Annotated in this window: 26 protein-coding genes; 20 read left to right on the plus strand and 6 right to left on the minus strand. The window is 64.6% G+C overall.

What is annotated here, in order from left to right; genetic code table 11:
* The first annotated feature begins 7 nt into the window (after positions 1 to 7).
* The 5 genes from ACTJK4_RS16750 (at position 8) to ACTJK4_RS16770 (ending at position 4,870) form a co-directional block, all read left to right on the plus strand.
* Positions 8 to 1,018, plus strand: a complete 1,011-nt coding sequence (locus ACTJK4_RS16750; RefSeq protein WP_440818434.1) for an NADP-dependent oxidoreductase — start codon at positions 8 to 10, stop codon at positions 1,016 to 1,018.
* 97 nt (positions 1,019 to 1,115) lie between these two features.
* Positions 1,116 to 1,964, plus strand: coding sequence for a class II aldolase/adducin family protein (locus ACTJK4_RS16755; RefSeq protein ID WP_440818435.1), 849 nt, complete (start codon positions 1,116 to 1,118; stop codon positions 1,962 to 1,964).
* A 27-nt stretch (positions 1,965 to 1,991) separates the two neighbouring features.
* Positions 1,992 to 2,948: a glutathione S-transferase family protein gene (locus tag ACTJK4_RS16760; protein WP_414560652.1), complete on the plus strand. Its 957-nt coding sequence runs from the start codon at positions 1,992 to 1,994 to the stop codon at positions 2,946 to 2,948.
* A 56-nt stretch (positions 2,949 to 3,004) separates the two neighbouring features.
* The gene (locus tag ACTJK4_RS16765) at positions 3,005 to 3,907 is read left to right on the plus strand and encodes an SDR family oxidoreductase (RefSeq protein ID WP_045206327.1); all 903 of its coding nucleotides are present in this window, start codon (positions 3,005 to 3,007) and stop codon (positions 3,905 to 3,907) included.
* Positions 3,908 to 3,943: 36 nt separating this feature from the next.
* Complete coding sequence (locus ACTJK4_RS16770) at positions 3,944 to 4,870, plus strand: alpha/beta fold hydrolase (protein ID WP_440818436.1); 927 nt, start codon at positions 3,944 to 3,946, stop codon at positions 4,868 to 4,870.
* A gap of 9 nt (positions 4,871 to 4,879) precedes the next feature.
* On the opposite strand, the gene ACTJK4_RS16775 is transcribed toward ACTJK4_RS16770, so the two are convergent.
* The gene (locus ACTJK4_RS16775; protein WP_440818437.1) at positions 4,880 to 6,028 is read right to left on the minus strand and encodes an iron-containing alcohol dehydrogenase; all 1,149 of its coding nucleotides are present in this window, start codon (positions 6,026 to 6,028) and stop codon (positions 4,880 to 4,882) included.
* Between the two features lie 110 nt (positions 6,029 to 6,138).
* On the opposite strand from ACTJK4_RS16775, the gene ACTJK4_RS16780 reads away from it, so the two are divergent.
* From ACTJK4_RS16780 to ACTJK4_RS16790, 3 genes are read left to right on the plus strand one after another with little or no spacing between them, the layout of a single operon-like run.
* Positions 6,139 to 7,119 (plus strand): alpha/beta hydrolase, encoded by a 981-nt coding sequence (locus ACTJK4_RS16780; protein ID WP_440818438.1) that lies wholly within the window; start codon positions 6,139 to 6,141, stop codon positions 7,117 to 7,119.
* A gap of 22 nt (positions 7,120 to 7,141) precedes the next feature.
* Positions 7,142 to 7,579, plus strand: coding sequence for an acyl-CoA thioesterase (locus ACTJK4_RS16785; RefSeq protein ID WP_440818439.1), 438 nt, complete (start codon positions 7,142 to 7,144; stop codon positions 7,577 to 7,579).
* A 9-nt stretch (positions 7,580 to 7,588) separates the two neighbouring features.
* Positions 7,589 to 8,041 carry a GNAT family N-acetyltransferase gene (locus ACTJK4_RS16790; protein ID WP_260800829.1) on the plus strand — a complete coding sequence of 151 codons (453 nt, stop codon included), beginning with the start codon at positions 7,589 to 7,591 and terminating at the stop codon, positions 8,039 to 8,041.
* Here ACTJK4_RS16790 and ACTJK4_RS16795 read toward each other — a convergent pair.
* Positions 8,031 to 8,936 (minus strand): LysR substrate-binding domain-containing protein, encoded by a 906-nt coding sequence (locus ACTJK4_RS16795; protein ID WP_440818440.1) that lies wholly within the window; start codon positions 8,934 to 8,936, stop codon positions 8,031 to 8,033. The two genes, ACTJK4_RS16790 and ACTJK4_RS16795, sit on opposite strands and share 11 nt — an antisense overlap.
* Positions 8,937 to 9,036: 100 nt before the next feature.
* Between ACTJK4_RS16795 and ACTJK4_RS16800 the strand changes: the two genes are divergently transcribed.
* Complete coding sequence (locus ACTJK4_RS16800; RefSeq protein WP_440818441.1) at positions 9,037 to 9,945, plus strand: sterol desaturase family protein; 909 nt, start codon at positions 9,037 to 9,039, stop codon at positions 9,943 to 9,945.
* Positions 9,946 to 9,957: 12 nt separating this feature from the next.
* Here the strand turns inward: ACTJK4_RS16800 and ACTJK4_RS16805 are convergent, their stop codons facing one another.
* From ACTJK4_RS16805 to ygfZ, 3 genes are all read right to left on the minus strand, one after another.
* Positions 9,958 to 10,773: an NRDE family protein gene (locus ACTJK4_RS16805; protein WP_440818442.1), complete on the minus strand. Its 816-nt coding sequence runs from the start codon at positions 10,771 to 10,773 to the stop codon at positions 9,958 to 9,960.
* A 128-nt stretch (positions 10,774 to 10,901) separates the two neighbouring features.
* Complete coding sequence (locus ACTJK4_RS16810; RefSeq protein ID WP_260802457.1) at positions 10,902 to 11,192, minus strand: DUF4936 family protein; 291 nt, start codon at positions 11,190 to 11,192, stop codon at positions 10,902 to 10,904.
* Positions 11,193 to 11,206: 14 nt separating this feature from the next.
* Entirely contained in the window at positions 11,207 to 12,247 is a 1,041-nt protein-coding gene (ygfZ, locus tag ACTJK4_RS16815) for a CAF17-like 4Fe-4S cluster assembly/insertion protein YgfZ (RefSeq protein ID WP_260802458.1), read from the minus strand.
* Between the two features lie 133 nt (positions 12,248 to 12,380).
* Between ygfZ and mltG the strand changes: the two genes are divergently transcribed.
* The 6 genes from mltG to ACTJK4_RS16845 all read left to right on the plus strand — a co-directional run bounded on the left by mltG (position 12,381) and on the right by ACTJK4_RS16845 (position 17,244).
* Positions 12,381 to 13,379, plus strand: a complete 999-nt coding sequence (gene mltG / locus ACTJK4_RS16820) for an endolytic transglycosylase MltG (RefSeq protein ID WP_260802459.1) — start codon at positions 12,381 to 12,383, stop codon at positions 13,377 to 13,379.
* Positions 13,376 to 13,993, plus strand: coding sequence for a dTMP kinase (gene tmk, locus ACTJK4_RS16825; protein WP_440818443.1), 618 nt, complete (start codon positions 13,376 to 13,378; stop codon positions 13,991 to 13,993). Before mltG ends, tmk begins: the two co-directional genes overlap by 4 nt.
* 81 nt (positions 13,994 to 14,074) lie before the next feature.
* The gene (locus ACTJK4_RS16830; protein ID WP_316881126.1) at positions 14,075 to 15,085 is read left to right on the plus strand and encodes a DNA polymerase III subunit delta'; all 1,011 of its coding nucleotides are present in this window, start codon (positions 14,075 to 14,077) and stop codon (positions 15,083 to 15,085) included.
* A 48-nt stretch (positions 15,086 to 15,133) separates the two neighbouring features.
* Positions 15,134 to 15,553 (plus strand): PilZ domain-containing protein, encoded by a 420-nt coding sequence (locus tag ACTJK4_RS16835; protein ID WP_322016706.1) that lies wholly within the window; start codon positions 15,134 to 15,136, stop codon positions 15,551 to 15,553.
* A gap of 52 nt (positions 15,554 to 15,605) precedes the next feature.
* Complete coding sequence (locus tag ACTJK4_RS16840; protein WP_232042832.1) at positions 15,606 to 16,409, plus strand: TatD family hydrolase; 804 nt, start codon at positions 15,606 to 15,608, stop codon at positions 16,407 to 16,409.
* Positions 16,393 to 17,244: an ankyrin repeat domain-containing protein gene (locus ACTJK4_RS16845; protein WP_440818444.1), complete on the plus strand. Its 852-nt coding sequence runs from the start codon at positions 16,393 to 16,395 to the stop codon at positions 17,242 to 17,244. The genes ACTJK4_RS16840 and ACTJK4_RS16845 overlap by 17 nt, the downstream gene beginning before the upstream one ends.
* A 28-nt stretch (positions 17,245 to 17,272) precedes the next feature.
* Here ACTJK4_RS16845 and egtB read toward each other — a convergent pair whose 3' ends face one another.
* Entirely contained in the window at positions 17,273 to 18,571 is a 1,299-nt protein-coding gene (egtB, locus tag ACTJK4_RS16850) for an ergothioneine biosynthesis protein EgtB (protein ID WP_440818445.1), read from the minus strand.
* 241 nt (positions 18,572 to 18,812) lie between these two features.
* Here egtB and ACTJK4_RS16855 point away from each other — a divergent pair, with 241 nt between their 5' ends.
* From ACTJK4_RS16855 to ACTJK4_RS16875, 5 genes are read left to right on the plus strand one after another with little or no spacing between them, the layout of a single operon-like run.
* Positions 18,813 to 19,883, plus strand: coding sequence for a LacI family DNA-binding transcriptional regulator (locus ACTJK4_RS16855; protein WP_232042829.1), 1,071 nt, complete (start codon positions 18,813 to 18,815; stop codon positions 19,881 to 19,883).
* A complete protein-coding gene (locus tag ACTJK4_RS16860; protein WP_024975671.1) occupies positions 19,880 to 20,911 on the plus strand; it encodes an ABC transporter substrate-binding protein in 1,032 nt (343 codons plus the stop codon). The genes ACTJK4_RS16855 and ACTJK4_RS16860 overlap by 4 nt, the downstream gene beginning before the upstream one ends.
* Positions 20,912 to 20,913: 2 nt before the next feature.
* The gene (locus tag ACTJK4_RS16865) at positions 20,914 to 21,765 is read left to right on the plus strand and encodes an ABC transporter permease (protein ID WP_322016700.1); all 852 of its coding nucleotides are present in this window, start codon (positions 20,914 to 20,916) and stop codon (positions 21,763 to 21,765) included.
* The gene (locus ACTJK4_RS16870; RefSeq protein WP_045786827.1) at positions 21,762 to 22,559 is read left to right on the plus strand and encodes an ABC transporter permease; all 798 of its coding nucleotides are present in this window, start codon (positions 21,762 to 21,764) and stop codon (positions 22,557 to 22,559) included. Before ACTJK4_RS16865 ends, ACTJK4_RS16870 begins: the two co-directional genes overlap by 4 nt.
* Positions 22,556 to 23,617, plus strand: a complete 1,062-nt coding sequence (locus tag ACTJK4_RS16875) for an ABC transporter ATP-binding protein (protein WP_232042825.1) — start codon at positions 22,556 to 22,558, stop codon at positions 23,615 to 23,617. Before ACTJK4_RS16870 ends, ACTJK4_RS16875 begins: the two co-directional genes overlap by 4 nt.
* Positions 23,618 to 23,620: the final 3 nt, after the last annotated feature.

Below are 23,620 nucleotides of genomic sequence, written 5' to 3' on the forward strand. Positions count from 1 at the left end.
TTTTTTCATGTCGAAGACCTATCAGCGCATCGTTCTGGCTTCGCGCCCGCAAGGGGCCGTAACGCCCGACAACTTCCGCCTGGAAACGGTGGAGATTCCGGAACTGCAGGACGGCCAGGTGCTGGTGCGCAACCATTTCCTGTCGCTCGATCCGTACATGCGCGGCCGCATGAACGACAGCAAATCCTATGCACAGCCGCAGCCGCTGGATGAAGTGATGATCGGCGGCACCGTGGGCGTGGTGGAAGCGTCCAAGAACCCGTCGTTTGCCGTGGGCGACAACGTCGTCGGTATGTTCGGCTGGCAAGAGGTTGGTGTGTCGGACGGCCGCGGCATCCAGAAGGTCGATACGCGCCACATTCCGCTGTCGGCATACCTGGGTTCGGTGGGCATGCCCGGTGTGACGGCGTGGTATGGCCTGAACAAGATCATGCTGCCCAAGCCGGGCCAGACCGTGGCGGTGAGCGCCGCTTCGGGCGCCGTCGGCAGCGTGGTCGGCCAGCTCGCCAAGCTCAAGGGCTGCCGCGTGGTGGGTTTTGCCGGCGGCAAGGACAAGTGCGACTACGTGGTCAACGAGTTGGGCTTTGACGCCTGCATCGACTACAAGGCCGCCAAGGACCCGAAAGAGCTGTACAAGATGCTCAAGGAAGCGACGCCCAACGGCATCGATTCGTACTTCGAGAACGTCGGTGGCGCGATCCTGGATGCAGTGCTCTCGCGCATGAACGCGTTCGGCCGCATCGCCATGTGCGGCATGATCGCCGGCTACGATGGTCAGCCGCTGCCGCTGCAGAATCCGCAACTGATCCTGGTGTCGCGTCTGACCATTGAGGGCTTCATCGTCTCCGAACACATGGACGTGTGGCCGGAAGCCCTGCGCGAGCTGGGCGGTTTCGTGGCGCAAGGCAAGCTGAAGTTCCGCGAGAGCGTGGCACAGGGCTTGGCGAGCGCACCGGAAGCGTTCATGGGCCTGCTCAAAGGCAAGAACTTCGGCAAGCAGCTCGTCAAGCTGGTTTGAGTTAAGCCGCACGCGGACTGTCAATCGCTTGACAGTCCGCCGGGCGAGGGCCGCCACAGAATGGCCCCACCCACAACGAACGCGTGAAGGAGACACCATGAACGCACCCGAAACCGCCCACGCCAAGCGGCCCGACAGCATGACGGCCAACCTCAGCCCCGAGGCCGCTGCCCGCTATCGCAACCTGCCGCGTCCGCCGCAAATCGCCACCGTTGAAGAAGAGCGCCTGCACCGCAAGCAACGTCTGGCTGCGGCGTTCCGGCTGTTCTCCAAATTCGGTTTCGACGAAGGCGTGGCCGGGCACATCACGGCGCGCGATCCGGAGCATCAGGACAGCTTCTGGGTGAACCCGTTCGGCGTGCATTTCAGCCAGGTGACGGTGTCGAACCTGATCCGCTGCGATCACCACGGCAACGTGGTCGAAGGCGATTACCCCGTCAACGCCGCCGCGTTTGCGATCCACTCGCGCGTGCATCAGGCACGGCCCGATGCGGTGGCCGCGGCGCACTCGCACAGCACGTACGGCCGCGCGTGGTCGACACTCGGCCGCAAGCTCGATCCGCTCACGCAAGACGTGTGCGCCTTTTATGACGACCATGCGTTGTACGACGATTTCGGCGGTGTGGTGGTCGAGCTGGACGAAGGCCAGCGCATTGCAGAAGCGCTGGGCGACAACAAGGCCGCCATCCTGCAGAACCATGGCCTGCTGACGGTCGGCAAGACGGTCGACGAGGCGGCATGGTGGTTCATCACCATGGAGCGCTCCTGCCAGGTGCAGTTGCTGGCCGAAGCCGCCGCTGCGCGCACTGGCGACGCACCGCGCACGATTTCCGATGCCGCTGCCCGTCAGGCGTACTCGATCGTCGGATCGGCACAGGCGGGGTGGTTCCAGTTCCAGCCGCTGTATGCGCGCATCGTCAAAGAACAACCCGATCTGCTCGATTGATCGGCATCGCAAATTTCTGGAGCACGCATGACGGACTTGATCCTGCATCACTACGCCACCTCGCCGTTTTCTGAGAAGGTGCGGTTGATCCTTGGCTACAAGGACCAGCCGTGGAAGTCCGTCACGGTGCCCGTGGTTCTGCCCAAGCCGGATGTGATGCCGCTCACCGGCGGCTACCGGCGCACGCCGTTCCTGCAGATCGGCGCGGACATCTATTGCGATACCGCGCTGATCGCGCAGGTGCTGGAGTCGATTCATCCCGCGCCGACGCTGTATCCGGCAGACCATGCCGCAGCGGTGTTTTCGATGGCGCAGTGGGCCGATACGACGCTGTTCTGGGCTACAGCAACGTTCGTGACGCAGCCGGCGGGCTTCCAGAGCCTGTTCGGTGATGCACCGGAAGCCTTCGTCAAAGCCTTTGTGGAAGACCGCAAGGCGATGCGTGTGGGCGGCACCGGCTTGCGCACGCCGCTGCCGGAAGCGACCTCAACGCTGCAGGTGTTCCTCGCGCAGTTGGAGCGGCAGTTTGCAACAGGCGAACGCATCTTCCTGTTTGGCGAGCAGCCGACCGTGGCCGACTTTTCCGTCTATCACTGCCTGTGGTTCATCCGCCGCGCGACGGCGGTGGCTGGCATTCTCGATGCGCACCCGGAAGTCGTTGCATGGATGCATCGCGTTGCGGCATTCGGTCACTCCCAAGCGCAACCGATGACGCCCGCCGAGGCACTGGACATTGCCAAGGCCGCCACACCGCGTGCGCTGACTGAAACGAACGCCATCTTCGACGATAGCCACGGCTTGCCCAAGGGCACGCGCGTAACGGTGGCCGCGGTTGACTACGGCGTCGATCCCGTCGAAGGAGACCTCGTCGTCTCCACGCGCGATAGCGTCGGCGTGCTGCGCGAAGACCCGCGCGTCGGCCAGGTGGTCGTGCATTTTCCGCGCGTGGGTTATGCCGTGCGCAAGGTCGAGGCGGCCGGCTGATACGGCTCGGCTATCTAGATCGCCTTTCCTATTACAACGACATCAGTGAGACACGTATGAAGCAATTCGCAGGCGGTGTGGCCGTCATCACGGGCGGTGCGTCGGGTTTCGGCAAGGAGTTCGCCAAGAACGCTGCCGGGTTGGGCATGAAGCTGGTGCTGGCCGATATCCAACAGGATGCGCTGGATGCTGCCGTGGCCGAGTTCTCGGCGCAGGGCGTGGAAGTGATTGGCCTGCGTGTCGACGTGTCGAAGGTGGAAGACGTGCAGGCGCTGGCCGATGCGGCCATCAAGGCGTTCGGCAAGGTCAACCTGCTGTTCAACAACGCCGGCGTGGGCGCCGGTGGCCTCATCTGGGAAAACACCGAGCGCGACTGGGATTGGGTGCTTGGCGTGAACCTGCACGGCGTCATTCACGGTGTGCGCATCTTCACGCCGCTGATGCTGGAAGCCGCCAAGAAAGATCCGTCCTACGAGGGCCATATCGTCAATACGGCGTCGATGGCGGGGCTGCTGAATGCGCCGGCCATGGGCATCTATAACGTGTCCAAGCACGCGGTGGTGGCGCTGTCCGAATCGCTGTATCAAGACTTGAGCCTGGTGACCGAGCAGATCCATTGCTCGGTGCTGTGCCCGTATTTTGTGCCGACCGGCATTACGCAGTCTGACCGCAATCGCCCGCAGGATCTGGCGAACACGGCACCGCCTACCAAGTCGCAGCTGGTTTCACGGGCCATGTCGGAAAAGGCGGTCAGCTCGGGCAAAGTCACCGCCGAGCAGGTCGGCCAGATGACCTTTGATGCCATCCGCAACGCGGGCTTTTACATCTACTCGCATCCGCACGCGCTGGCGCCCGTGCAGCATCGCTTTGAAGACATCATCTCGCAGCGCAATCCGTCTGATCCGTTTGAAGGCAAGCCAGACGTGCGTGCGCGTCTGGTCGATGCGCTGCGCGGGTAATTCCACCTCTACGACTGCCATAACGCCGAGATCGCCATGAATACTGCAACAGCTGCCGCCATCACGGAATCGCAATTCGCCGATCTGCCCAACGGCACACGGCTGCACTACGCTAGCGCGGGCAAGCGCGGTGCACCGCTGATGCTGTTCGTGCATGGCTTTCCGGAGTTCTGGTACGAATGGGAAGCGCAACTCGCTGCGTTTGGCGATACGCACTTTGCCGTGGCGCCCGACATGCGCGGCTACAACCTGTCGAGCAAGCCGGCGGCGGTGGATGCGTATCGCCCGAAGTTCCTGGTGCAGGATCTGACGCAGTTCATCACGGCGCTCGGTTATGAGCGCGCCATCGTGGTTGCGCATGACTGGGGTGGCGCGGTTTGCTGGAACCTTGCCATCCAGCATCCGGAGCTGGTCGAGCGGCTGGTGATCGTCAATTCGCCGCACCCGTGGGTGTTTGCGAATGCGCTGCTGAGCGATCCGGCGCAGCAGGCTTCATCGGCGTATATGAACTGGCTGCGCCAGCCGGGTTCGGAAGACGCGCTGGCCGCCAACGATTTTGAAAAGCTCGAAGGTTTCTTCAGCGGCATGGGGCAGCCAGTGGCGGAATGGTTCACGCCCGAGGTGCGAGCGCGCTATCACGCCGCCTGGAGCCAGCCGGGCGAGGGCGGCTCGCACGGCCTGACCGGTGGCGTGAACTACTACCGCGCCTCGCCGCTGCACCCGCCCACGGAGGGCACGGCGCCTCTGCGCATCGACCAGATGCCGCCCGAGGCGTTTGTCGTGAAGGTACCGACGCTCGTGATCTGGGGCGAGATGGACATGGCGCTGCCGAAAAGCCTGCTCAATGGGCTGGAGCGATTCATTCCCGATATGCGCCTGGAGCGCATCCCCGACGGCACGCACTGGGTCGTGCACGAACAACCGGAGCGCATTGCCGCGCTGATCCGGTCGTTCGTTTCCTGAACGCCTGCGTTACATCGATTCCGCTAGCATGCGGCGGTAGTCGTCCGCCGTGGCGATGCGCGGGTTGGTCTTGTGGCAATGGTCGAGCAGGGCGCCTTCCACGACGTGTTCCAGCGCATCTTCGGGCACGCCCATCTGGCGCAGGCCAGTCGGCAGGCCCAGGCGCGCCGTCAGGTCATGCACGGCCTGGGCGAGGTCAGCGCCCGCTGGCAGGTTCATCACGCGGCGCATGCGCGCGTAGCGGTTGTCGCGCACCGCCGTCTCTGCCGTCTCGTTGAAGCGCAGCACCGCCGGTAACACCACCGCATTCAGCGTGCCGTGATGCAGCCCCGTCTTGCCATCGACCTTCACGCCGCCGAGCGGGTGCGACAACGAATGCACGCACCCCAAGCCCTTCTGGAATGCCATCGCGCCCTGCATCGATGCGCTCATCATGTTCAGCCGCGCATCGCGGTCGGCGCCATCGCGCGTGGCGCGTTCGATGTTGGCCCATGCGCGCTCCAAACCATCCAGGGCGATGCCGTCCGCAGGTGGGTTGAACGCCGGCGCCAGGAAGGTCTCGATGCAATGCGCAATCGCGTCCATGCCGGTGGCGGCCGTCAGCGCGGGCGGCAGACCGAGCGTCAGTTCCGCGTCGCAGATGGCCGACTTGGGCAGCAGGTGCCACGAGTGGAAGCCGAGCTTGCGGCCGTCTTCCAGGATGATGATCGCGCCGCGCGCCACCTCGCTGCCGGTACCGGCCGTGGTGGGAATCGCTATCAGCGGCGCCGCCGCTTCGGTGATCTTCGTGCTGCCACCCTCGATGGTCGCGTAGGTGGTCAGCGGCTCCGGGTGCGTGGCCGCAATGGCGATGCCCTTGGCCAGGTCGATGGACGAACCGCCGCCAATGGCGATCAGCCCGTCGCAGCCGGCGTCCTTGTACTGCGCGGTGGCCTTCAGCACCATCGCCTCGGTCGGGTTGGAAGGCGTCTCGTCGAACACGGTGACAGGCAAGCCGCCCGTGGCGTCAATGGCGCGCTGTGCGAGCCCTGCAGCGGCCACGCCCTTGTCCGTCACGATCATCGGCCGGCGGATGCCGACGCGTGCGCATTCGCTTTTCAGCTCATTGACGGTGCCGAAACCGAGGTGAACGTGGGTGAGGTAAAAGATGAGGGCCATGCTGTCTCCGGAGGGTGTTTGTCTGCGTCGCCTGTCTTGTCGTGCGGGCGTGGTTCAATGGATACTGCGATGATAGCCAAATTAGAACGATCGTTCAGTTCCCGCCCCGAATGCAGCACCCCTCTCTCGACCCGCACGTCGCCCAGTTGCTCGATCTGGTGGCGCGTGCCAAGCGTCCGCCGCTGAATGCCCTTGACCCAGCCGACGCCAAGATCGCCTACGAAAAAAGCAGCCCCATCGTCGACATCCCAGCCATCCCACTGGAAGCCGTGCACGACCTGACGGTGACGGCGCGCGATGGCCATGTCATCGCCATTCGCACATACGCGGCGCGTGAGGCCAGTTGGGCCGATCCGTTGCCGTTGCTGGTGTATTTCCACGGCGGCGGTTTTACGGTAGGCAGCATCAAGACGCACGACCAGCTCTGCCGGTCGCTGGCAGCTAAATCGGGGGCGATGGTGTTGTCGGTGGATTACCGGCTTGGGCCCGAGTGGAAATTCCCGACCGCAGCGAACGACGCATTCGACGTGCTGCAATGGGTGTTCGATGAAGCCGCCACCATCGGCGCCGACCCTGCCCGCATCGCATTCGGCGGCGACAGCGCGGGCGGGACGCTGGCCGCAGTGACAGCCATCGAGGCACGCAACCGCGGCCTCGCGCCGGTGCTGCAACTGCTGATCTATCCGGGCACCACCGCGCGCGAATCCACACCGTCGCACCGCGAGTTTGCCGAGGGCTACTTGCTGACGCAGGAGATGATCCACTGGTTTTTCTCGCAATACCTGCGCACCGACGCCGACCGCGACGATTGGCGTTTCGCCCCGCTGGATGCCGGTGGCCACGGCGCAGACGTCACCGGCGTGTGCCCCGCGTGGATTGCCGTGGCGGGCTTCGATCCAATCCGCGATGCGGGCATCTGCTACGCCAACAAGCTGCGCGCGGCGGAGGTGCCGGTCGAGCTGAAACTGTACGAAGGCATGATTCACGACTTCTTCAAGATCGGGCGCTTCGTGCCGGCCGTCGAAGACGCGCACCGCGATGCCGCCAACGCGCTACGCCGCGCCTTCGGCACCGAGACCGAGTCCCCATAACGAGCGCACAAAAGGAGACCGCATGGCGATCGAGGATTTCCGTCACAGCACGCCGCTGCGCGTACGCTGGGCCGAAGTCGATGCGCAGAGCATCGTCTTCAACGGCCACTACCTGCTGTACGCCGATGTCTGCATCACCGAATACTGGCGCAGCATCGGCGTCCGGTATCCGGTTGATGTGGTCGACACCTTTGGCGTGGATTTCTACGTGGTCAAATCCACGCTCGAATACCACGCCTCCGCACGCTTTGACGACGAGCTGGACCTGCGCTGCCGTGTGGCGCGCCTGGGCCGCTCCAGCATGCGATTTATCATCGAGATGTATCGCGCAGACGAGCACCTCGTCACCGGCGAAGTCATCTACGTGTGTGCCGACCCTGCCACGCAGACCTCCGCGCCGATTCCCGACACGTTGCGCGAGCGCATCCTCAATTTCGAAATCCTGAAGCCTGAAGTGTGAGAACTGAGCATGACTGCCCCTGAATCTGTCCGACCGCTTGCCGGTGTTGAAGTCGCCCACTGGGACGCCGTGCGTGAAGAGGCCCGCGCCATCCGCTACGACGTGTTTGTCACCGAACAAGGCGTGCCCGTTGAGCTGGAATGGGACGAGTGGGATGACCAGTGCTGGCACGCGCTGGCACACGACACGGCTGGGCGCGCCGTTGCCACGGGCCGCTTGCTTCCCGACGGCCATATCGGCCGGATGGCGGTGCGCAAGGAAGCGCGGGGCACGGGTGTTGGCGCGCGCGTGCTGGAGGCCTTGATCGACAAGGCGCAGTCACTTGGCTACCCCGAGTTGATCCTGAACGCGCAAACCCACGCCATGCCGTTTTACGTGCGCGCGGGGTTTACGGCCGAGGGTGAGGAGTTTGAAGAGGCCGGTATTCCGCACCGGACCATGCGCCGCGTGCTTACACGTTGATGTCCTGGGCGGCCCGCACAATGGCTGCGATGGCCGCCTGCGCTGCCGGCGACGCGGTTCTGCCGTGCAGCCGCACAATCCCCGTCGTGGATGGCGGTGATAGCCAACCCTTCACCGCCAGCCGCAGCAGGGCGCCGATTTCCAGTTCCTCCCGCACGGCGGCGTCCGTGGCACCCAGCACGGTGTCCGTCGACAGCGCAACCGTTTTCAGTACGCCGTAGTTGTCGCACTCCAGCGCGATGCTGGCCTCCTGACCCGCAGGCAGGCCAAGCAACATCGCCAGCTCCACCTTTGACGGGCTCAGGAGTTTCGGCACGGCAATGCCGTATTCCCAGACTTCACGCAGCGTGTGCGTACGCCCCGCAAGCGGGTGTCCAGCCCGCACATAGAGGTGAGGAGGCTGGCCTCCAATCAATTGGATATCCAGCGCGGCGTCTTTCGGCATGTCGCGCACGTCTGCGGCGAAGAATTCGATGTTCTCGCTGCGCAGGCTCTCCAGCAGTTGCACCCAATTGCCGACCTCCATGCGCAGTGCGACCCGGGGATGCTGCTGCCGCAGTTCCTGCAGCGCGCGCGGCATCAACGTCGCCGTCAGCAGCGGCCCGACGCCGAAGGCTGTATCGCCGAGCTGGCTGTCGCGATACAGATCAACGTCGCGTTGCAGGCAGCGCGCCTCGAACAGCAGGCGCCGCGCGCGTTCGATGACGAATTCGCCTGCGGGCGTGGGGCGCACGTCACCGGTTTCGCGATCGAACAGGCGGATGCCCAGATCGTCTTCAATCGCCTGGATGCTCCGGCTGAATGCGGGCTGGCTCAGATGCACTGCTTGTGCGGCGCGCGCGAAGTGCAGCGTGTCGGCAAGGGCTACAACGTGACTCAGGCGGCGCAAATCCATGGCGTTGCGTCTTGTGCATTAAACGGATGTTCATTATGCATTGGACGCATTGATGGGGCACTCCTAGGCTTGTCTCCACAACAAAATCGAGGAGACACCAATGAGTTCGCACATGGAGCACGCGCTGATCGTCGCCTGCATCTTGGGATTTGCCGCCATGGAGTTCGCCACGCGGCGCTACCAAGCCAACGTGCGTGGCCGCGCAACAGCCAACGATGCCTGGCTCGAGGTGCTGATGTTCATCAGTCTTGTCGCAGTCACCCAGCCGATCGCGCTGCTGGGCAGCAATGCATTGTGCAAGTGGCTCATTCCGGTGCAGCACAACGCGTGGGCGGATCTGCCCTGGTGGGCGATGACCGGGTTGCTGCTCATCGGCGACGACCTCACGCAATACCTCTGGCACCGCGCTTCGCACACGCCGCTGCTGTGGCCGCTGCACCGTGCGCATCACAGCGCGTCCTACATGAGCGTGCGCATTACGTACCGCAACAACTTCTTCTACTACCTGATGATGCCGGGGTTGTGGATTGGTGGTGTGGCGGTGTACCTGGGTTTTGGTCCGGTCTATGCGGCGTACCTGGTCGTCAAGCTGGCCGTCATTGTTGGCGCGCATTGCGCCTGGCCGTGGGATGCACCGCTGTACCGCATCCGTGCGCTGCGTCCATTGATGTGGGTGGTCGAGCGGACGATCTCCACGCCGGCCACGCACTGGGCGCATCACGCGCTCACCAACGCCGACGGCATCGGCTACTACAAGGGCAATTTCGGCAACCTGCTGTTCTTCTGGGATGTGCTGTTCGGCACGGCGCATATCACGCGCAAATATCCCGCAAAGATTGGCTTGCAGGATGACGTGCTGTTCGGCGCCGAACCCTGGACGGCGCAGATGTTCTATCCGCTGGTGCAGTCCAAGCGCGAACATTCGGCATTGCGCCCCGGCGGCGCCGCCGTCACCGAAATGGAAATGGAAAGAGATCAGGCCGCGAGCGCCAAGCAGGAGGCGGCCTGAGCGGGGCGGCGCTTACGTATCGGCGTGCGTGACGGTATCGAGCACGCCGAGGTAGCGCGTCTCGCCAATCTGGCCCTGGGCGTCGAAGCGGCGTTCGGTCACGTCGAAGCAGCCGTCGTGGCGGATGCGCACGATGGTGCTGGCACGCGTGCCATAGCGCGATGAACGGATGAAGGCGGCAGACAGCAGTTTCTCCCACTCCGGCGCCACGCCGGTGGCGGGCAACGAGGCGGCCGGCGCTTCACGCGTTTCCGACAGGAGATCAAGATAGCGCGCCACGTCCAGTGCGTTGCCGTGCCGGCCCGTATCTGCGGCGAGGGCTTCGGCAAAGGCGGCCATGCGATGCCGCACCTTGAACCACGGCGTATCAAGCAATGCGTTGGACAGCCCGTACAGGCCAGGCGCGAGCTTGCGCGGCGCTTCGGCGCGGTTGCTCGTCCACCACAGTTCGTCGCGTGTGGCGGTCAGCAGGTTGTAGCCGTTGTAGGCACGGTCGCGGGCTGTGAGGCTATCGAGATAGGCGGGCACCGACATGTCGTCCGCCGTCAGGAAATTCGAGACAAGTTCTCCGCGCGAGCGCGCATCGGGCCGGCGCTCAGAAGGTGCGCGGTAATTCGTCAGCGCGGCAAAGCGGCCGTCGCGCGTCATGCCCATCCACGTGCCTGCGTGACCGACCACCTGGGCCATGTCACGCCCGGCCAGCACATTGGGCGCGTCGCTCCACCACGCCAGCGGTGCGGCAGGGCGGTCATAGAATTCGTCCCGGTTGGCGGCCACCACCAGCGCGTAGTCGGGGTGGGCGTGCCAGGCCGTGAGAATCAAACACATGAGCACTTCCTTTGAACATGCCGCGCAACGAACGGCCAATGGCCAATGTGACGATCTGTGTCGCGCGGGCTTCGGCCAAGCATAGCAGCCTGCCGGATTTTTGCGATGACGATTGCGGCAGGGCGCCGTCAGCTGTTTTCCAGATCGACAAACAGCTCGGCGTGGCGTTCACCCGCGACGAATTCGCGCGGGCCGCCGGTTTCCCACAGCGCCGCCAGCGTGGCGGCAAAGGCGGGCGGGACGTCGTCGTAGGACTCCATCCACGTGGCCTGGCCGTCGCGTGTTTCCGGGCGGCGCATCAACGCGCCGGCCACGCCGGTCGCCTCTTCCACGGTATCGAGCCAACGCTGCCAGCGCGGTAGCGCAGCGGCAGCGTCATGCTCGGCGATGCGGAAGTAGACGAACAGGTGGTCGGCCATGATGGGGTACGGTGTCAGGCGTTTTCTGAAACGGGAATGGCGTAAGGCAGGTTTTGCAACGTCAGAACCGGCCCGTCTGCTGTGGCCAGGTGGATGACGGTGTCGAGCGCGTCCAGCTTCAGCTCGACCAGCAGATCGGTGCCGCCATCCGGCGCCATGGCGGCGTTGACCACCATGCCACAAGGTTGGTTCGGATCAGTTGCGCTGTAGACCTCGGCACCAGCGGACGTGGGTGCATTCACGTGCGCGCGCTGCATGCGCCGCTTGAGCGTGCCGCGATACTGGCTGCGCGCCACGATTTCCTGGCCGGGGTAACAACCTTTGCGGAAATCGACGCCACCCAGCAGCTCCAGGTTGACCATCTGCGGGACGAACTGTTCCTGAGTGGGCAGGGTGATGTGCGGCACCCCTGCTTGCAGGCTCAGCCAGTCCCACACCTCGGTGCCGACCAGCGACAGGCGCGACGACAGCGTCTTCCAGGCGTCCTGGAAGTGCTCGGCATGGACCATCCATTGATAGCGAGGGCGCCCGCCGGCATCCGGCAGGCGGACGACCGCGCCGAACTGCTGGCCAACCGTGGCGGGCTGCTGCGCCACCGCGTTGACGGTATCGGGTTCAGGCAAGACGGCGCCGGCCTCACGCAGCGCTTCTGCCGCATCGGGCCCGGCGACGCCGATGGCGATGAACTCGTCCATCGGACGCAGCTTGGCCTTGGCGCGCAGCACGAACATCGACAGGCGCTTGGTCAACGCGGGCGCGATCAGCTTGTCTGTCTGCAGCACGATCGTATCGGCCTGACGCCACACCAGCAGCGTGGCGAGCAGCCGGCCCTTGGGCGAGCAATAGCCGGCCAGGCGCGCCTGGTTCAGGCCGAGGCCCGTAACGGCGTTGGTAAGCTGGTTGTGGAGGAACTCGGCAGCATCGGCACCTTCAACGGCGATGCGCGCGAGATCGGTCGGTGCGCACAGCACACTGCCGCGCGTGGCGGCGTCAAATTGCACGTCGAGCGGCGGAAAGCTCAGCGTATCGACAAAATCGTGGAAGACATCGTTCATGGTGTGCGGGGCGGCCTTGGATAGACCGGTATTATATTGGGCTGTCTGAAGGGCAGCTTGTGCCCTGTCTATCCATTTCAAGAGTGCGGAAATCGCCGGTGTCGGCCGGTTCCACACGCAGATTCGCAACACAATGTTCTCTTTTCTCAAACGCTTGATCCTGCTGGCGACCCTGATTGTGCTGGCGGCAGCAGGCGGTGTGGTGTGGTGGGCCCAGCAACCAGTGAGCCTGGCGGCGTCGCCGCTGGAAGTGGTGATCAAACCGAACTCGAGTGTGATCTCGGTCGGCAAGCAGCTTGCCAATGCCGGCGTCGGCGTGCAGCCGCAGTTGTTTTCGCTGCTGGCGCGTGCCACGGGCAACGCCAAGAGCCTCAAAGCCGGCGGTTATGCGCTGGAGACTGGCGCGACGCCCATGTCCATTCTCGACAAGATGGCGCGTGGCGAGGTTACGCACTACGTCGTTACCGTCATCGAGGGCTGGTCGATGCGGCAGATGCGGGCGGTGGTTGACGCGGAACCCGCGCTCAAGCACGACACGGCCGGCATGTCGGATGCGGACCTGATGCGCAAGATCGGTGCGCCCGAAACCAACCCGGAAGGCCTGTTCTTTCCCGATACCTATCTTTTTGCGCGTGGCAGCAGCGATGTGGAGCTGTACCGCCACGCCTATCAGGCGATGCAGAAGCGCCTGAATGACGCCTGGGCGAAACGCTCGCTGGATCTGCCCTACAAGACGCCGTACGAGGCGCTGACCATGGCCTCCATCATCGAGAAGGAGACCGGCCAGAAGCTGGAGCGGCCGATGATTGCCGCCGTATTCGTCAACCGGTTGCGAAAGAACATGCTGCTGCAGACCGACCCGACGGTCATCTACGGCCTTGGCGCCGGCTTTGACGGCAACTTGCGCAAGCGAGACCTGCAGACCGACACCCCGTACAACACCTACACGCGCACGGGCCTGCCGCCCACGCCGATCGCGCTGCCGGGCATGGCATCGCTGCAGGCGGCGCTGAACCCGGCACCGTCGGACGCGCTGTATTTCGTGGCGCGCGGCGACGGCAGCAGCCAGTTTTCGACCAACCTGACGGACCACAACCGGGCCGTCAACAAATATCAGCGCGGCCAACCATGACCGGCAAGTTCATCACATTCGAAGGGATCGACGGCGCGGGCAAGAGCACGCACCTCGCGTGGTTTGCCCAGCAGTTGCAGGCGAAGCTCGCTCCGCAGGGCAAAAAGGTGATCGTCACCCGAGAGCCGGGTGGCACGCCGCTGGGCGAGCGGCTGCGCGAAGTGCTGCTGCACGAGCGCATGCACCTTGAAACTGAGGCGCTGCTGATGTTCGCCGGTCGACGTGAGCACATCGCCGAGGTGATTCAGCCTGCGCTTGACGCCGGCAATTGGGTTATCTCCGATCGCTTCACCGATGCCACGTTCGCCTATCAGGGCGGCGGCAGGGGCTTGGCGATCGACCGGCTAGAGGTGCTGGAGCGCTGGGTGCAGCAGGGCCTGCAGCCGACCAAAACCATCCTGTTTGATCTGGCCCCCGAGATTGCCGCCGCACGCCTGGCCGATGCCCGCACGCCAGACAAGTTCGAAGCCGAGTCCGCGCAGTTCTTCTTGCGCACCCGTGCTGAATACCTGCGCCGTGCGGCAGCCGAGCCGGATCGATTTGTCGTGCTCAACGCCAACCGAGAGCGAGCCGATATCCAGAAAGACTTAGAGAATCTGCTTGCAACACTCTGATTTTGCAGGCAATTTCGGATACGGAAATAATGGTTTCACGACGAGTTTCTGCATCAACAATCTGACGCAACCCATTGATTCATGATGCTTTATCCCTGGCAATCCGCTGACTGGTCCCGCCTGCAAGCCATGCGGGCCAAGTTGCCGCACGCGATTCTGCTCAACGGCCAGGCTGGCACCGGCAAGCGCGATTTCGCCATGCATTTCGCGCAGAGCCTGCTGTGCGATACGCCCGCGGCCGACGGCCAGCCGTGCGGCACATGCGCGGCCTGCAACTGGTTTGCGCAGGGCAACCATCCGGATTTCCACCTCGTGCGCCCGGAAGCCATGGAAGACGCGCCCGAGACGGAGAAAGACGCCGACGGCAAGAAAAAGGCGCCGAGCAAGATCATCCGCATGGAGCAGGTCCGCAACCTGATCGAGGGGGTGGGGGTGGGCACGCACCGGGCCGGGTTGCGGGTGGTGGTGCTGTATCCGCTCGACGCGTTGCAGACTGAGGGCGCCAACGCGCTGCTAAAGACGCTGGAAGAGCCGCCGCAGAACACTGTGTTCCTGCTGGTGACGGACCGGATCGACCGCATCCTGCCGACCATCCTGTCGCGTTGCAGGCAGTTTCCGCTGCAGCCGCCGCAACCCGAGGCGGCGCGCCAGTGGCTAGAGCAGCAAGGCGTGCCGCACGCGCAAAACCTGCTGGCCGAGTTCGGCAATGCGCCGCTGGCCGCGTTGGCCGCCGCCGAGTCCGAAGACCGTCCGCTGTTGCAATTCCTGCTCGAACAGCTGGGTCAGGGCGCCAAGCTTGATGCGCTCGCCACGGCGGATCATTTACAGAAATTGTCGGTGCCTGCCGTTCTCAGTACCATGCACCGGTGGGTCTTTGACCTGATGGCGGCGCGGCTGGCGGGGCGTCCGCGCTACTTTCCGGCGCAGCGCGATGTGTTGCAACGTTGCGCAAACACCATCCCACTGGATCGCCTGGAACGTTTTGCGCGTGCCCTGCCAGCGCGGCGCCGCACCGAGCAACATCCGCTTGCCGCGCGACTTGTCATCGAAAGTCTTTTGCTGGATTACCGGCAGCTGTTTCCGGCTGCCTGAACCCGAACCCGCACCCGCACCTGAACGTTTGCACTCTGTGGACACCCTGTGAGCACTGCACCTCTTCGTACGCCCGGCACCCCCGTCACCCCTGGCACGCCCGCTGCAGCCGGCACGGCGCCGGGCGCTCCGACCCGTCCGGGCATCGTTTCGCTGGCCATCAAGGATGAAGCTGGCCTGCACGCCGCCTACATGCCGTTCCTGAAGAACGGCGGCATCTTCGTGCCCACGCAGCGCCCTTATCGAATTGGCGAGGAAGTCTTCCTCGTGCTGTCGCTGCTGGATCGCCCACAGAAGTATCAGGTGGCCGGCAAGGTGGCCTGGATCACGCCGGTGGGCACTCCTGCCAAGACGCCGGGCATTGGCGTGCATCTTGGCGAAGATGAGCAGTGCCGCGTGTTGCGCCGCGTAATCGAAGAGTTGCTCGGCAAGCAGATCAACTCGCAGCGCCCGACGCAAACCCTCTGATTTTTTCCTTATACGGTGCATGAAGTTTGCGCCGTAACCTTCTGATTATTCGATGTTTGTTGACTCCCACTGTCACATCAATTTTCCCGACCTGCGCGCGCGCCTGCCCGAGTTGCTGACGCGCATGCGCGAAAACCGCGTCACCCACGCGCTGTGCATTTCCGTCACGCTGGAAGACTTTCCGAGCGTGCTGGAGATCGCCGAGCAGGAACCGAACGTGTACGCCACGGTGGGCGTGCACCCTGATGCCGAAGCGGACATTGAGGAAGGCAGAGCCATTGAAGAGCCCACGCTGGAGCGTCTGCTGAGCCTCGCTGATCACCCGCGCGTGGTCGGCATTGGCGAGACCGGTCTCGACTATTACCGCTTGGGCGACCGTACCGTGGCCGACATGGAATGGCAGCGCGACCGCTTTCGCACGCATATTCGCGCGTCGAAGCAGACCGGCAAGCCGTTGGTGATCCACACGCGCTCGTCGGCTGACGACACGCTGGCCATCATGCGCGAAGAGGGCGCCGAGGCTGCACGCGGGGTCATGCATTGCTTTACCGAGACGTGGGACGTGGCCAAGGCCGCGCTGGACCTGGGTTTCTACATCTCGTTCTCGGGCATCGTCACCTTCAAGAACGCGGTGGACCTGCAGGAAACCGCCAGGAAGGTGCCACTGGATCGCATGCTGATCGAGACCGACTCGCCGTACCTTGCGCCGGTGCCGTTCCGCGGCAAGACCAACGAGCCGGCATACGTGCGGCACGTGGGCGAATTCCTGGCCACGCTGCGGGGTGAGCCGCTGGAGCGTATTGCCGGGGTCACCACTGAAAATTTCTTCAATCTATTCAATGCGATACCGCGATAACTTGACGCAAATGATGAACAAGATCGCGCTGGCTGCGGCGCTGACGATGGCGTTGTCAGGCGCAGCATTCGCCGCGCCGCAGGACGATCTTCGCAACGCCGTCGAGTACAACCGCCCGGCGCTGGTGCAGAAGTACATCGCGCAGGGCGTTGACCCGAACTTGAACACGCGCGACGGCACGCCGCTCTTGGTCGACGCGCTCAAGGACAAGAACATCGAGGTGGCCGAGGCGCTCATCCGCGCCAAGAACATCGATTTCGAACGCACCAACGCTGCCGGCGAAAATGCGCTGATGATGGCCGCCTACCAGGGCCTGCTGCCCATGGTGAAGCTGCTGGTGGAAACCTACGACGTGGAGGTCAACAAGACCGGCTGGACCGCGCTGCATTACGCCGCCACCAATGGGTATGACGACATCGTCAAATACCTGCTCGACCACGCGGCCTATATCGATGCGGAAAGCCCCAACGCGACCACGCCGCTGATGATGGCAGCCATGGGCGGGCACATCACGACAGTCAAGCTGCTGCTGGACGAGGGCGCGGACATGAACCTGCGCAACCAGCAGAAGATGGACGTGATCGACTTCGCCAAGCGGTATCACCAGGATGAGATTGCGGCGGGGTTGGAGTCACGCCGGCGCAAGCTGGCGGCGCAGGCTGGCCAGCCAGCTCCGGCGGCTGCCCCTCAGCCTGCCAAGGCAAGCGCGCCCGATACACCAACGCCAACGTCAACGCCAATGCCGGCACCAAAACGAGACGCAGCGGCACCCAGCCCGGCTGGCCAGGAAACGATCGGCACCCCAACCAACATGCTGTTTGACAGCAACCGCTAGACGCGACGCAACTACCGGGCGTGAAGCGTCACGCCCGCTTTGCCAGCCGCACTCCGGTGAACTGCCACCGCTGGTGCGGGTAGAAGAAATTGCGATACGTCGCCCGCAGATGCCCCTCTGGCGACACGCACGACCCGCCACGCAGCACCATCTGGCTGCACATGAACTTGCCGTTGTATTCCCCCACGGCCCCCTCGGCTGGCTCAAAGCCCGGGTAGGGGCCATAAGGGCTGGCGGTCCATTCCCACACATCACCGAACAGTTGACGCAGGCTGCCTGCCTCGGCGATGCCGTGGTCGGGCAACGGGCGTAGTGCGCCCCGTCCGGCAAAGTTGCCTTGCACGGGGAGGCCTTCTGCGGCGTGCTCCCATTCGGCTTCCGTCGGCAGGCGGGCGCCGGCCCAGCGGGCATAGGCATCGGCCTCGTAAAAGCTGACGTGCGTGACCGGCGCGTCCAGATCCACCGGCTGCAGGCCGTGCAGCGACATCTGCTGCCAACCTTCGGCCTCGTCCATGCCGGCGCGCCAGTAGAGCGGGGCGTCAATGCCTTCGCGCTGCACCCATGCCCAGCCGTCGGACAGCCACAGGGTGGGCTGCCGGTAACCGCCGTCCTGCATGAAGGCAAGCCACTCGCGGTTGGTGACCGGGTGCGTGGCCAATGCATAGGGCTCCAGCCAGACCGTGTGGCGCGGACCTTCGCAATCGAACATGAAACCTGCATCGGACTCGGTTTTGCCGATCTGCACTGCGCCGCCCTGGAAGCTCACCCAGCCTGGTTGCGCGGGCGCCGGATGCACGCGTGGCGGCGGCGTTTCTGCATAGGCCGGGCATAGCGGATTCTGTGCAAACAAGTGGAGCAGATCGGTCAACAGCAGTTCCTGATGCTGCTGCTCGTGGTGCAGACCAAGCGTAATCAGGCGCGCCAGGTCATCCGTTACGCCGTCGGCCAGCAAGCCCTGCATGGCCGCATCGACATGGGCCCGATAGGCACGCACTTCGTCGAGCGTGGGGCGGGTAAGCATGCCACGGCGCGGGCGCGGGTGCCGCGCACCCACGGTCTCGTAATACGAATTGAACAGGTAGCGGTAGCGTGCGTCCGGCGAACGGTAGCCCGGCACGTTCGGGCCCAGGATGAATTCTTCAAAAAACCACGTCGTATGGGCCAGATGCCATTTGGCGGGGCTGGCGTCGTCCATGGATTGGACGGTGGCATCGGCGTCGGACAGGGGCGCGGCCAGGGCCAGCGATTGCGCTCGCACGACGCCGTAGTGCTGCATCAGCGCGGGCAGGGCGGTAGTTGACACATCAAAAACGGGCGATACGCGCATGGGGTCTCCAGAGCAGGCAGCGAGAACAGCACAGCAGCAAGTGGGCCATGCCGCTGCGCGCGCGTTGGCGCACGCCGCCTGCCCATTTTCGTAAGAAGCATATGCGAGCTTTGTAACTTTGCCATGCACAACCCTGGCGATGCTGCGTTGCGGCGATGACTGCACTGCAGCATCGATTGTCATGAAACAGTCACTGCGGCCGCCTACGATGTAAACGTTTACACATTCCAAGGGGCACGCAGTGGGCAGCAGCATCAAGGACGTGGCGACGCATGCCGGCATTTCGATTGCCACGGTGTCGCGGGCGGTCAATACGCCGGAGCGGGTGAGCGCGTCGACGCTGGCCCGTGTGCAGGCCGCCATGGATGCGCTTCACTACCGCCCGAACGCGCTGGGCCGCCAGCTGCGCGCCGAGCGCACGGGCTTGCTGGGCGTGGTGCTGCCATCGCTGGCCAACCCCGTGTTTGCCGAATGCATGCAGGGCATCGAGGAGGCTGCGTCCATCACAGGCCAGCGTGTGATGCTCATGACCACCGCCTACGACCGGGAGCGTGAAGCCCGCGCCATCGAGACCATGCTCGAGCAGCGCGTCGACGGCCTGATCCTGACCGTGGCCGATGCCGCCGCCAATCCGCACCTCGACCGCCTCGACGCCGAGCATGTGCCTTATGTGCTGGTCTACAACGACACGGTCGGCCAGGCGCGCATTCCTGCACGCTGCTGTGTGACCGTCGACAACCGGGCGGCCGCCCGCGACGCCATCCGCGCGTTGCTCGCACAGGGCCATCGGCAGATCCGCATGCTCACCGGCACGCTGGCAGCCTCCGACCGTGCAGCACTGCGCCACGACGGCTACCGCGAAGCGCTGGAGGCGGCCGGCATTGCGCCGCAGCCGCCGGTCGAAATTGATTTCAATGCCGACGCCATGCTGCCGGCCGAGCTGGCCCGCCTGCTGGCGCCGCCGCGGCCGACCGCCATTTTCTGCAGCAACGACCGCCTTGCGCTGCTCACCATCCGCTCGCTGCGCGAGATGGGCCTGCGCGTGCCAGAAGACGTGAGCGTCGTCGGCTTCGATGGCCTGGCGATGGGGCAGTGGCTTTCGCCCACGCTGGCGACGGTGGCGCAGCCGCATCGCCGGATCGGCACCGACGCAGCCATGGCGCTGGCCCGCCGCATCACTGGCGAGGCGGTGCCCTCGATTACGTTGCCGCACCGCCTGCTGGCGGGCGGCACGCTGGCCCGTGCGCCGGCTGAAGCGTCTCTCTCCGTTGTTTCTTCCCTCACGTCTGATACGCAAGGAGCGTCTCGATGAAACGTCTCGTTCAATGGCTGCGCGCGTGCGGCCTTGTGGCTGCCGGCGCATTTGCCCTGGCTGCGCCGGTGCAGGCTCAACCTGCTGGCCAGCAAGTCGCCATCTGCTACAACTGCCCGCCCGAATGGGCCGACTGGGCCAGCCAGATCAAGGCCATCAAGGAAAAGACCGGCATCACTGTGCCGTTCGACAACAAGAATTCCGGCCAGGCCATCGCACAGATGCTGGCCGAGAAATCGCACCCCGTGGCTGACGTGGCCTACCTGGGTATCACGTCCGCGTATCAGGCCAAGGAAAAGGGCCTGGTCGCCAACTACAAGCCCAAGCATTGGGAAGACATTCCAGCCGGCATGAAAGACCCGGATGGCGCGTTCTTCTCGATCCACTCCGGCACGCTGGGCTTCTTCGTCAACAAGGACGCGCTGGAAGGCAAGCCCGTGCCGCGCTCGTGGAAGGATCTGCTCAAGCCCGAATACAAGGGCATGGTGGGCTATCTGGACCCGAGCAGCGCCTTTGTCGGCTACGTGGGCGCCGTGGCGGTCAACCAGGCGCTGGGTGGCACGCTCGACAACTTCGGCCCGGCCATCGAGTGGTTCAAGCAGTTGAAGAAGAACGCGCCGATCGTGCCGAAGCAGACGGCCTACGCGCGCGTTGTGGCAGGCGAAATCCCCATCCTGCTGGACTATGACTTCAACGCCTATCGGGCCAAGTACAAGGATCACGCCAACGTGGAGTTTGTGATTCCGCAGGAAGGCACGATTGCCGTGCCATATGTGATGAGCCTGACCGCCGGTGCGCCGCACGCCGAGAATGCCAAGAAGGTGCTCGATTTCGTGCTGTCGGACGAAGGCCAGACGCTGTGGGCCAACGCCTATCTGCGCCCGGTGCGCGCCAGCGCCATGAGCAAGGAAGCCGCCTCGCGCTTCCTGCCGGCCAGCGAATACGCCCGCGCAAAGACGGTCGACTTCAACAAGATGGCAGCCGGCCAGCAGGCGTTTGGCACGCGCTACCTGAACGAGGTCCGCTGAGCATGAGCACCGTCACCCGAACCACCTTGCCCGACGATGCGGTGTTGCCCGCACGGTGGCGGGTGGCGTTGCTGGCACCGGCCGTCGCGCTGTTCTGCGCGTTCTGGCTGCTGCCGATGGCCGCGCTGCTGCGTGTGAGCGGCAGCGAAGGGCTGGTCGCCACCTACACGGCGGCGCTCACCACACCACGCTACCTGGGCAGTCTGTTCTCGACGGTGGTGCTGTCTGCGGCGGTCACGCTGGCGACCCTCATTCTCTCGACCATTGCCGGGTTGTTTCTGGTGCGCCACAACGTGCCGGGCAAGCGGATGATTACCGCCATGCTGACGTTTCCGCTGGCGTTTCCCGGCGTGGTGGTCGGCTTCATGGTGATCCTGCTGGCCGGGCGCCAGGGCCTGCTGGGTGACCTCACGCACAAGCTCGTCGGCGAGAAATGGGTCTTCGCGTATTCCATCGGCGGGCTGTTTCTCGGCTACCTGTATTTCTCGATTCCGCGCGTGGTGCTGACGGTCATGGCAGCGGCGGAAAAACTCGATCGTTCATTGGAAGAGGCGGCACGCTCGCTGGGTGCATCGTCGTGGCAGGTGACGCGCGATGTGCTGGTGCCCGGGCTCGCCCCCGCCCTGATCGCCTCGGGGGCCATCTGCTTTGCCACGTCGATGGGCGCGTTCGGCACCGCCTTTACGCTCGCCACCGATATCGACGTGTTGCCGATGACGATCTATACCGAGTTCACGCTCAACGCGGGTATTGCGATGGCGGCGGCGCTGTCGGTGGTGCTGGGCGTGGTGACGTGGCTGGTGTTGGCAATTGCGCGTACTGCGAGCGGTAGCCCGACGGGGGCGGCAGCATGAAGCGCGCTTTGTCCATTGCCCAGTGGGGTATCACGCTGCTGCTGTGCCTGTTCCTGATCGTCCCGGTCGTGCTGTCGATGGCCGTGGGCCTGACACGTAACTACATCCGCGGATTCAAGAGTGGCTGGACGCTGGATTGGGTAGCCCAGGTATGGGACATGTATCACGCGTCGATCTGGATGTCGCTGCTGGTGGCGCTGTGCACGCTGGTGATCGTGCTCGCGGCCGGCGTGCCTGCGGGCTATGTACTGGCGCGGCGTCAGAGCCGTGCAAGCCGCCTGATCGAAGAATTCCTGACGCTGCCCGTGGCGCTGCCCGGCTTGGCGACGGCGCTGGGGTTGATCGTGGCCTATGGCGGCTTTGGCGGTTTTCGCGAGAGCCTGTGGTTCATCGTCGTCGGGCATGTGGTGTTCACGCTGCCGTTCATGGTGCGCTCGGTTGCAGCCGTGGCGGCAGGCCAGAACCTGAAGACGCTGGAGGAGGGCGCCGCCAGCCTGGGCGCGTCGTTCTGGCAGCGCTTTCGCACCATCGTTCTGCCCAACGTGCAGCCCGGCATCCTGGCCGGGGCATTGACAGTCGTGACGCTCTCGGTGGGGGAGTTCAACCTCACCTGGATGCTGCACACGCCGGAAACCAAAACCCTGCCGGTCGGCCTGGCCGACACCTATGCGTCGATGCGCCTGGAAATCGCCAGCGCCTACACGCTGATTTTCTTCGTCATGATCGTGCCGCTGCTGGTGCTGATGCAGCGCTTTGGCGGCCTGCGGGTGAACAACGGAAAGGCTTCCCGATGAGTACCGAACCCCTACATCTCGCGCCCGTGCCGATCCGGCTGCGTGGCTGCGGAAAACACTTCGGCGGCCAGCGCGTGCTGGAGTCGATGGACCTCGACATCGCGGCGGGCGAAACCGTCGTGCTGCTCGGCCCCTCGGGCTGCGGAAAGACCACCACGCTGCGCATCGTCGCGGGGCTGGAAGCGCCGGACGCCGGCGGCACCGTGCACTTTGGCGACGAAGACGTCACCGCACGCCCGATCGAGCGCCGCCGCGTCGGCATGGTGTTCCAGAGCTACGCGCTATTTCCCAACCTGAGCGTGCGCGGCAATGTGGAATACGGCCTGCGCATCCAGCGCCGGCAGAACGGCTTGTCCGACACGCAGATCAGCGCCCGGGCGAACACGCTGCTGGAGATGATGCACCTCACGCCGTACGCAGACCGCGGTGTGGATCAGCTCTCCGGCGGGCAGCGCCAACGCGTGGCCCTGGCGCGCGCGCTGGCGCCCGAGCCGCGTGTGCTGCTGCTCGACGAACCGCTCACGGCGCTCGACGCCAAGCTGCGCGAATCCGTGCGCGCCGAGATGGACCGCCTGCTGCGCAGCCTCGGCATCACGACCATCTACGTGACACACGACCAGGAAGAGGCAATGGCGCTGGCCGATCGCATCGTCGTCATGGAAGCCGGCCGCATTGCGCAGATCGGCACGCCGCGCGAAATCTACTTCCAGCCGGCCAATCGGCACGTGGCGGATTTCATCGGCGTCATGAACCGGCTTGACGGCGCGCGAGAGGATGGCACATTCGTCTGCGCGGGGGGCCGCGTCCTCGTGCCGGCAGGCGAAGGCAACGCCGTGTTTTTCCGCCCCGAAGATGCCGTGCTGGCGGACCCGGCCCAGGCCGCGCTCAAAGGCACCGTCGAATCGGCGGTGTTTCTCGGTTTCCGCACCCGCGTGCGCGTGGCGGGCGTGTCGGCCATGCCGCTGTTCATTGACGTGCCCGGCCGCCAGCAATTTGCGCCGGGCCATACGGTCGGCTTCGATGTTCCGGAAGACCGCCTTCTGACCCTGCAAGCCTGATGC

The organism is Ralstonia sp. 22111 (assembly GCF_052045895.1).
In the GTDB taxonomy this organism is placed as follows: domain Bacteria; phylum Pseudomonadota; class Gammaproteobacteria; order Burkholderiales; family Burkholderiaceae; genus Ralstonia; species Ralstonia wenshanensis.

Coding starts and splice junctions, on each gene's coding strand:
- ACTJK4_RS16750 (WP_440818434.1), top strand. CDS start 8: ATGTCGAAGACCTATCAGCGCATCGTTCTGGCTTCGCGCCCGCAAGGG.
- ACTJK4_RS16755 (WP_440818435.1), top strand. CDS start 1,116: ATGAACGCACCCGAAACCGCCCACGCCAAGCGGCCCGACAGCATGACG.
- ACTJK4_RS16760 (WP_414560652.1), top strand. CDS start 1,992: ATGACGGACTTGATCCTGCATCACTACGCCACCTCGCCGTTTTCTGAG.
- ACTJK4_RS16765 (WP_045206327.1), top strand. CDS start 3,005: ATGAAGCAATTCGCAGGCGGTGTGGCCGTCATCACGGGCGGTGCGTCG.
- ACTJK4_RS16770 (WP_440818436.1), top strand. CDS start 3,944: ATGAATACTGCAACAGCTGCCGCCATCACGGAATCGCAATTCGCCGAT.
- ACTJK4_RS16775 (WP_440818437.1), bottom strand. CDS start 6,028: ATGGCCCTCATCTTTTACCTCACCCACGTTCACCTCGGTTTCGGCACC.
- ACTJK4_RS16780 (WP_440818438.1), top strand. CDS start 6,139: ATGCAGCACCCCTCTCTCGACCCGCACGTCGCCCAGTTGCTCGATCTG.
- ACTJK4_RS16785 (WP_440818439.1), top strand. CDS start 7,142: ATGGCGATCGAGGATTTCCGTCACAGCACGCCGCTGCGCGTACGCTGG.
- ACTJK4_RS16790 (WP_260800829.1), top strand. CDS start 7,589: ATGACTGCCCCTGAATCTGTCCGACCGCTTGCCGGTGTTGAAGTCGCC.
- ACTJK4_RS16795 (WP_440818440.1), bottom strand. CDS start 8,936: ATGGATTTGCGCCGCCTGAGTCACGTTGTAGCCCTTGCCGACACGCTG.
- ACTJK4_RS16800 (WP_440818441.1), top strand. CDS start 9,037: ATGAGTTCGCACATGGAGCACGCGCTGATCGTCGCCTGCATCTTGGGA.
- ACTJK4_RS16805 (WP_440818442.1), bottom strand. CDS start 10,773: ATGTGTTTGATTCTCACGGCCTGGCACGCCCACCCCGACTACGCGCTG.
- ACTJK4_RS16810 (WP_260802457.1), bottom strand. CDS start 11,192: ATGGCCGACCACCTGTTCGTCTACTTCCGCATCGCCGAGCATGACGCT.
- ygfZ (WP_260802458.1), bottom strand. CDS start 12,247: ATGAACGATGTCTTCCACGATTTTGTCGATACGCTGAGCTTTCCGCCG.
- mltG (WP_260802459.1), top strand. CDS start 12,381: ATGTTCTCTTTTCTCAAACGCTTGATCCTGCTGGCGACCCTGATTGTG.
- tmk (WP_440818443.1), top strand. CDS start 13,376: ATGACCGGCAAGTTCATCACATTCGAAGGGATCGACGGCGCGGGCAAG.
- ACTJK4_RS16830 (WP_316881126.1), top strand. CDS start 14,075: ATGATGCTTTATCCCTGGCAATCCGCTGACTGGTCCCGCCTGCAAGCC.
- ACTJK4_RS16840 (WP_232042832.1), top strand. CDS start 15,606: ATGTTTGTTGACTCCCACTGTCACATCAATTTTCCCGACCTGCGCGCG.
- ACTJK4_RS16845 (WP_440818444.1), top strand. CDS start 16,393: ATGCGATACCGCGATAACTTGACGCAAATGATGAACAAGATCGCGCTG.
- egtB (WP_440818445.1), bottom strand. CDS start 18,571: ATGCGCGTATCGCCCGTTTTTGATGTGTCAACTACCGCCCTGCCCGCG.
- ACTJK4_RS16860 (WP_024975671.1), top strand. CDS start 19,880: ATGAAACGTCTCGTTCAATGGCTGCGCGCGTGCGGCCTTGTGGCTGCC.
- ACTJK4_RS16865 (WP_322016700.1), top strand. CDS start 20,914: ATGAGCACCGTCACCCGAACCACCTTGCCCGACGATGCGGTGTTGCCC.
- ACTJK4_RS16870 (WP_045786827.1), top strand. CDS start 21,762: ATGAAGCGCGCTTTGTCCATTGCCCAGTGGGGTATCACGCTGCTGCTG.
- ACTJK4_RS16875 (WP_232042825.1), top strand. CDS start 22,556: ATGAGTACCGAACCCCTACATCTCGCGCCCGTGCCGATCCGGCTGCGT.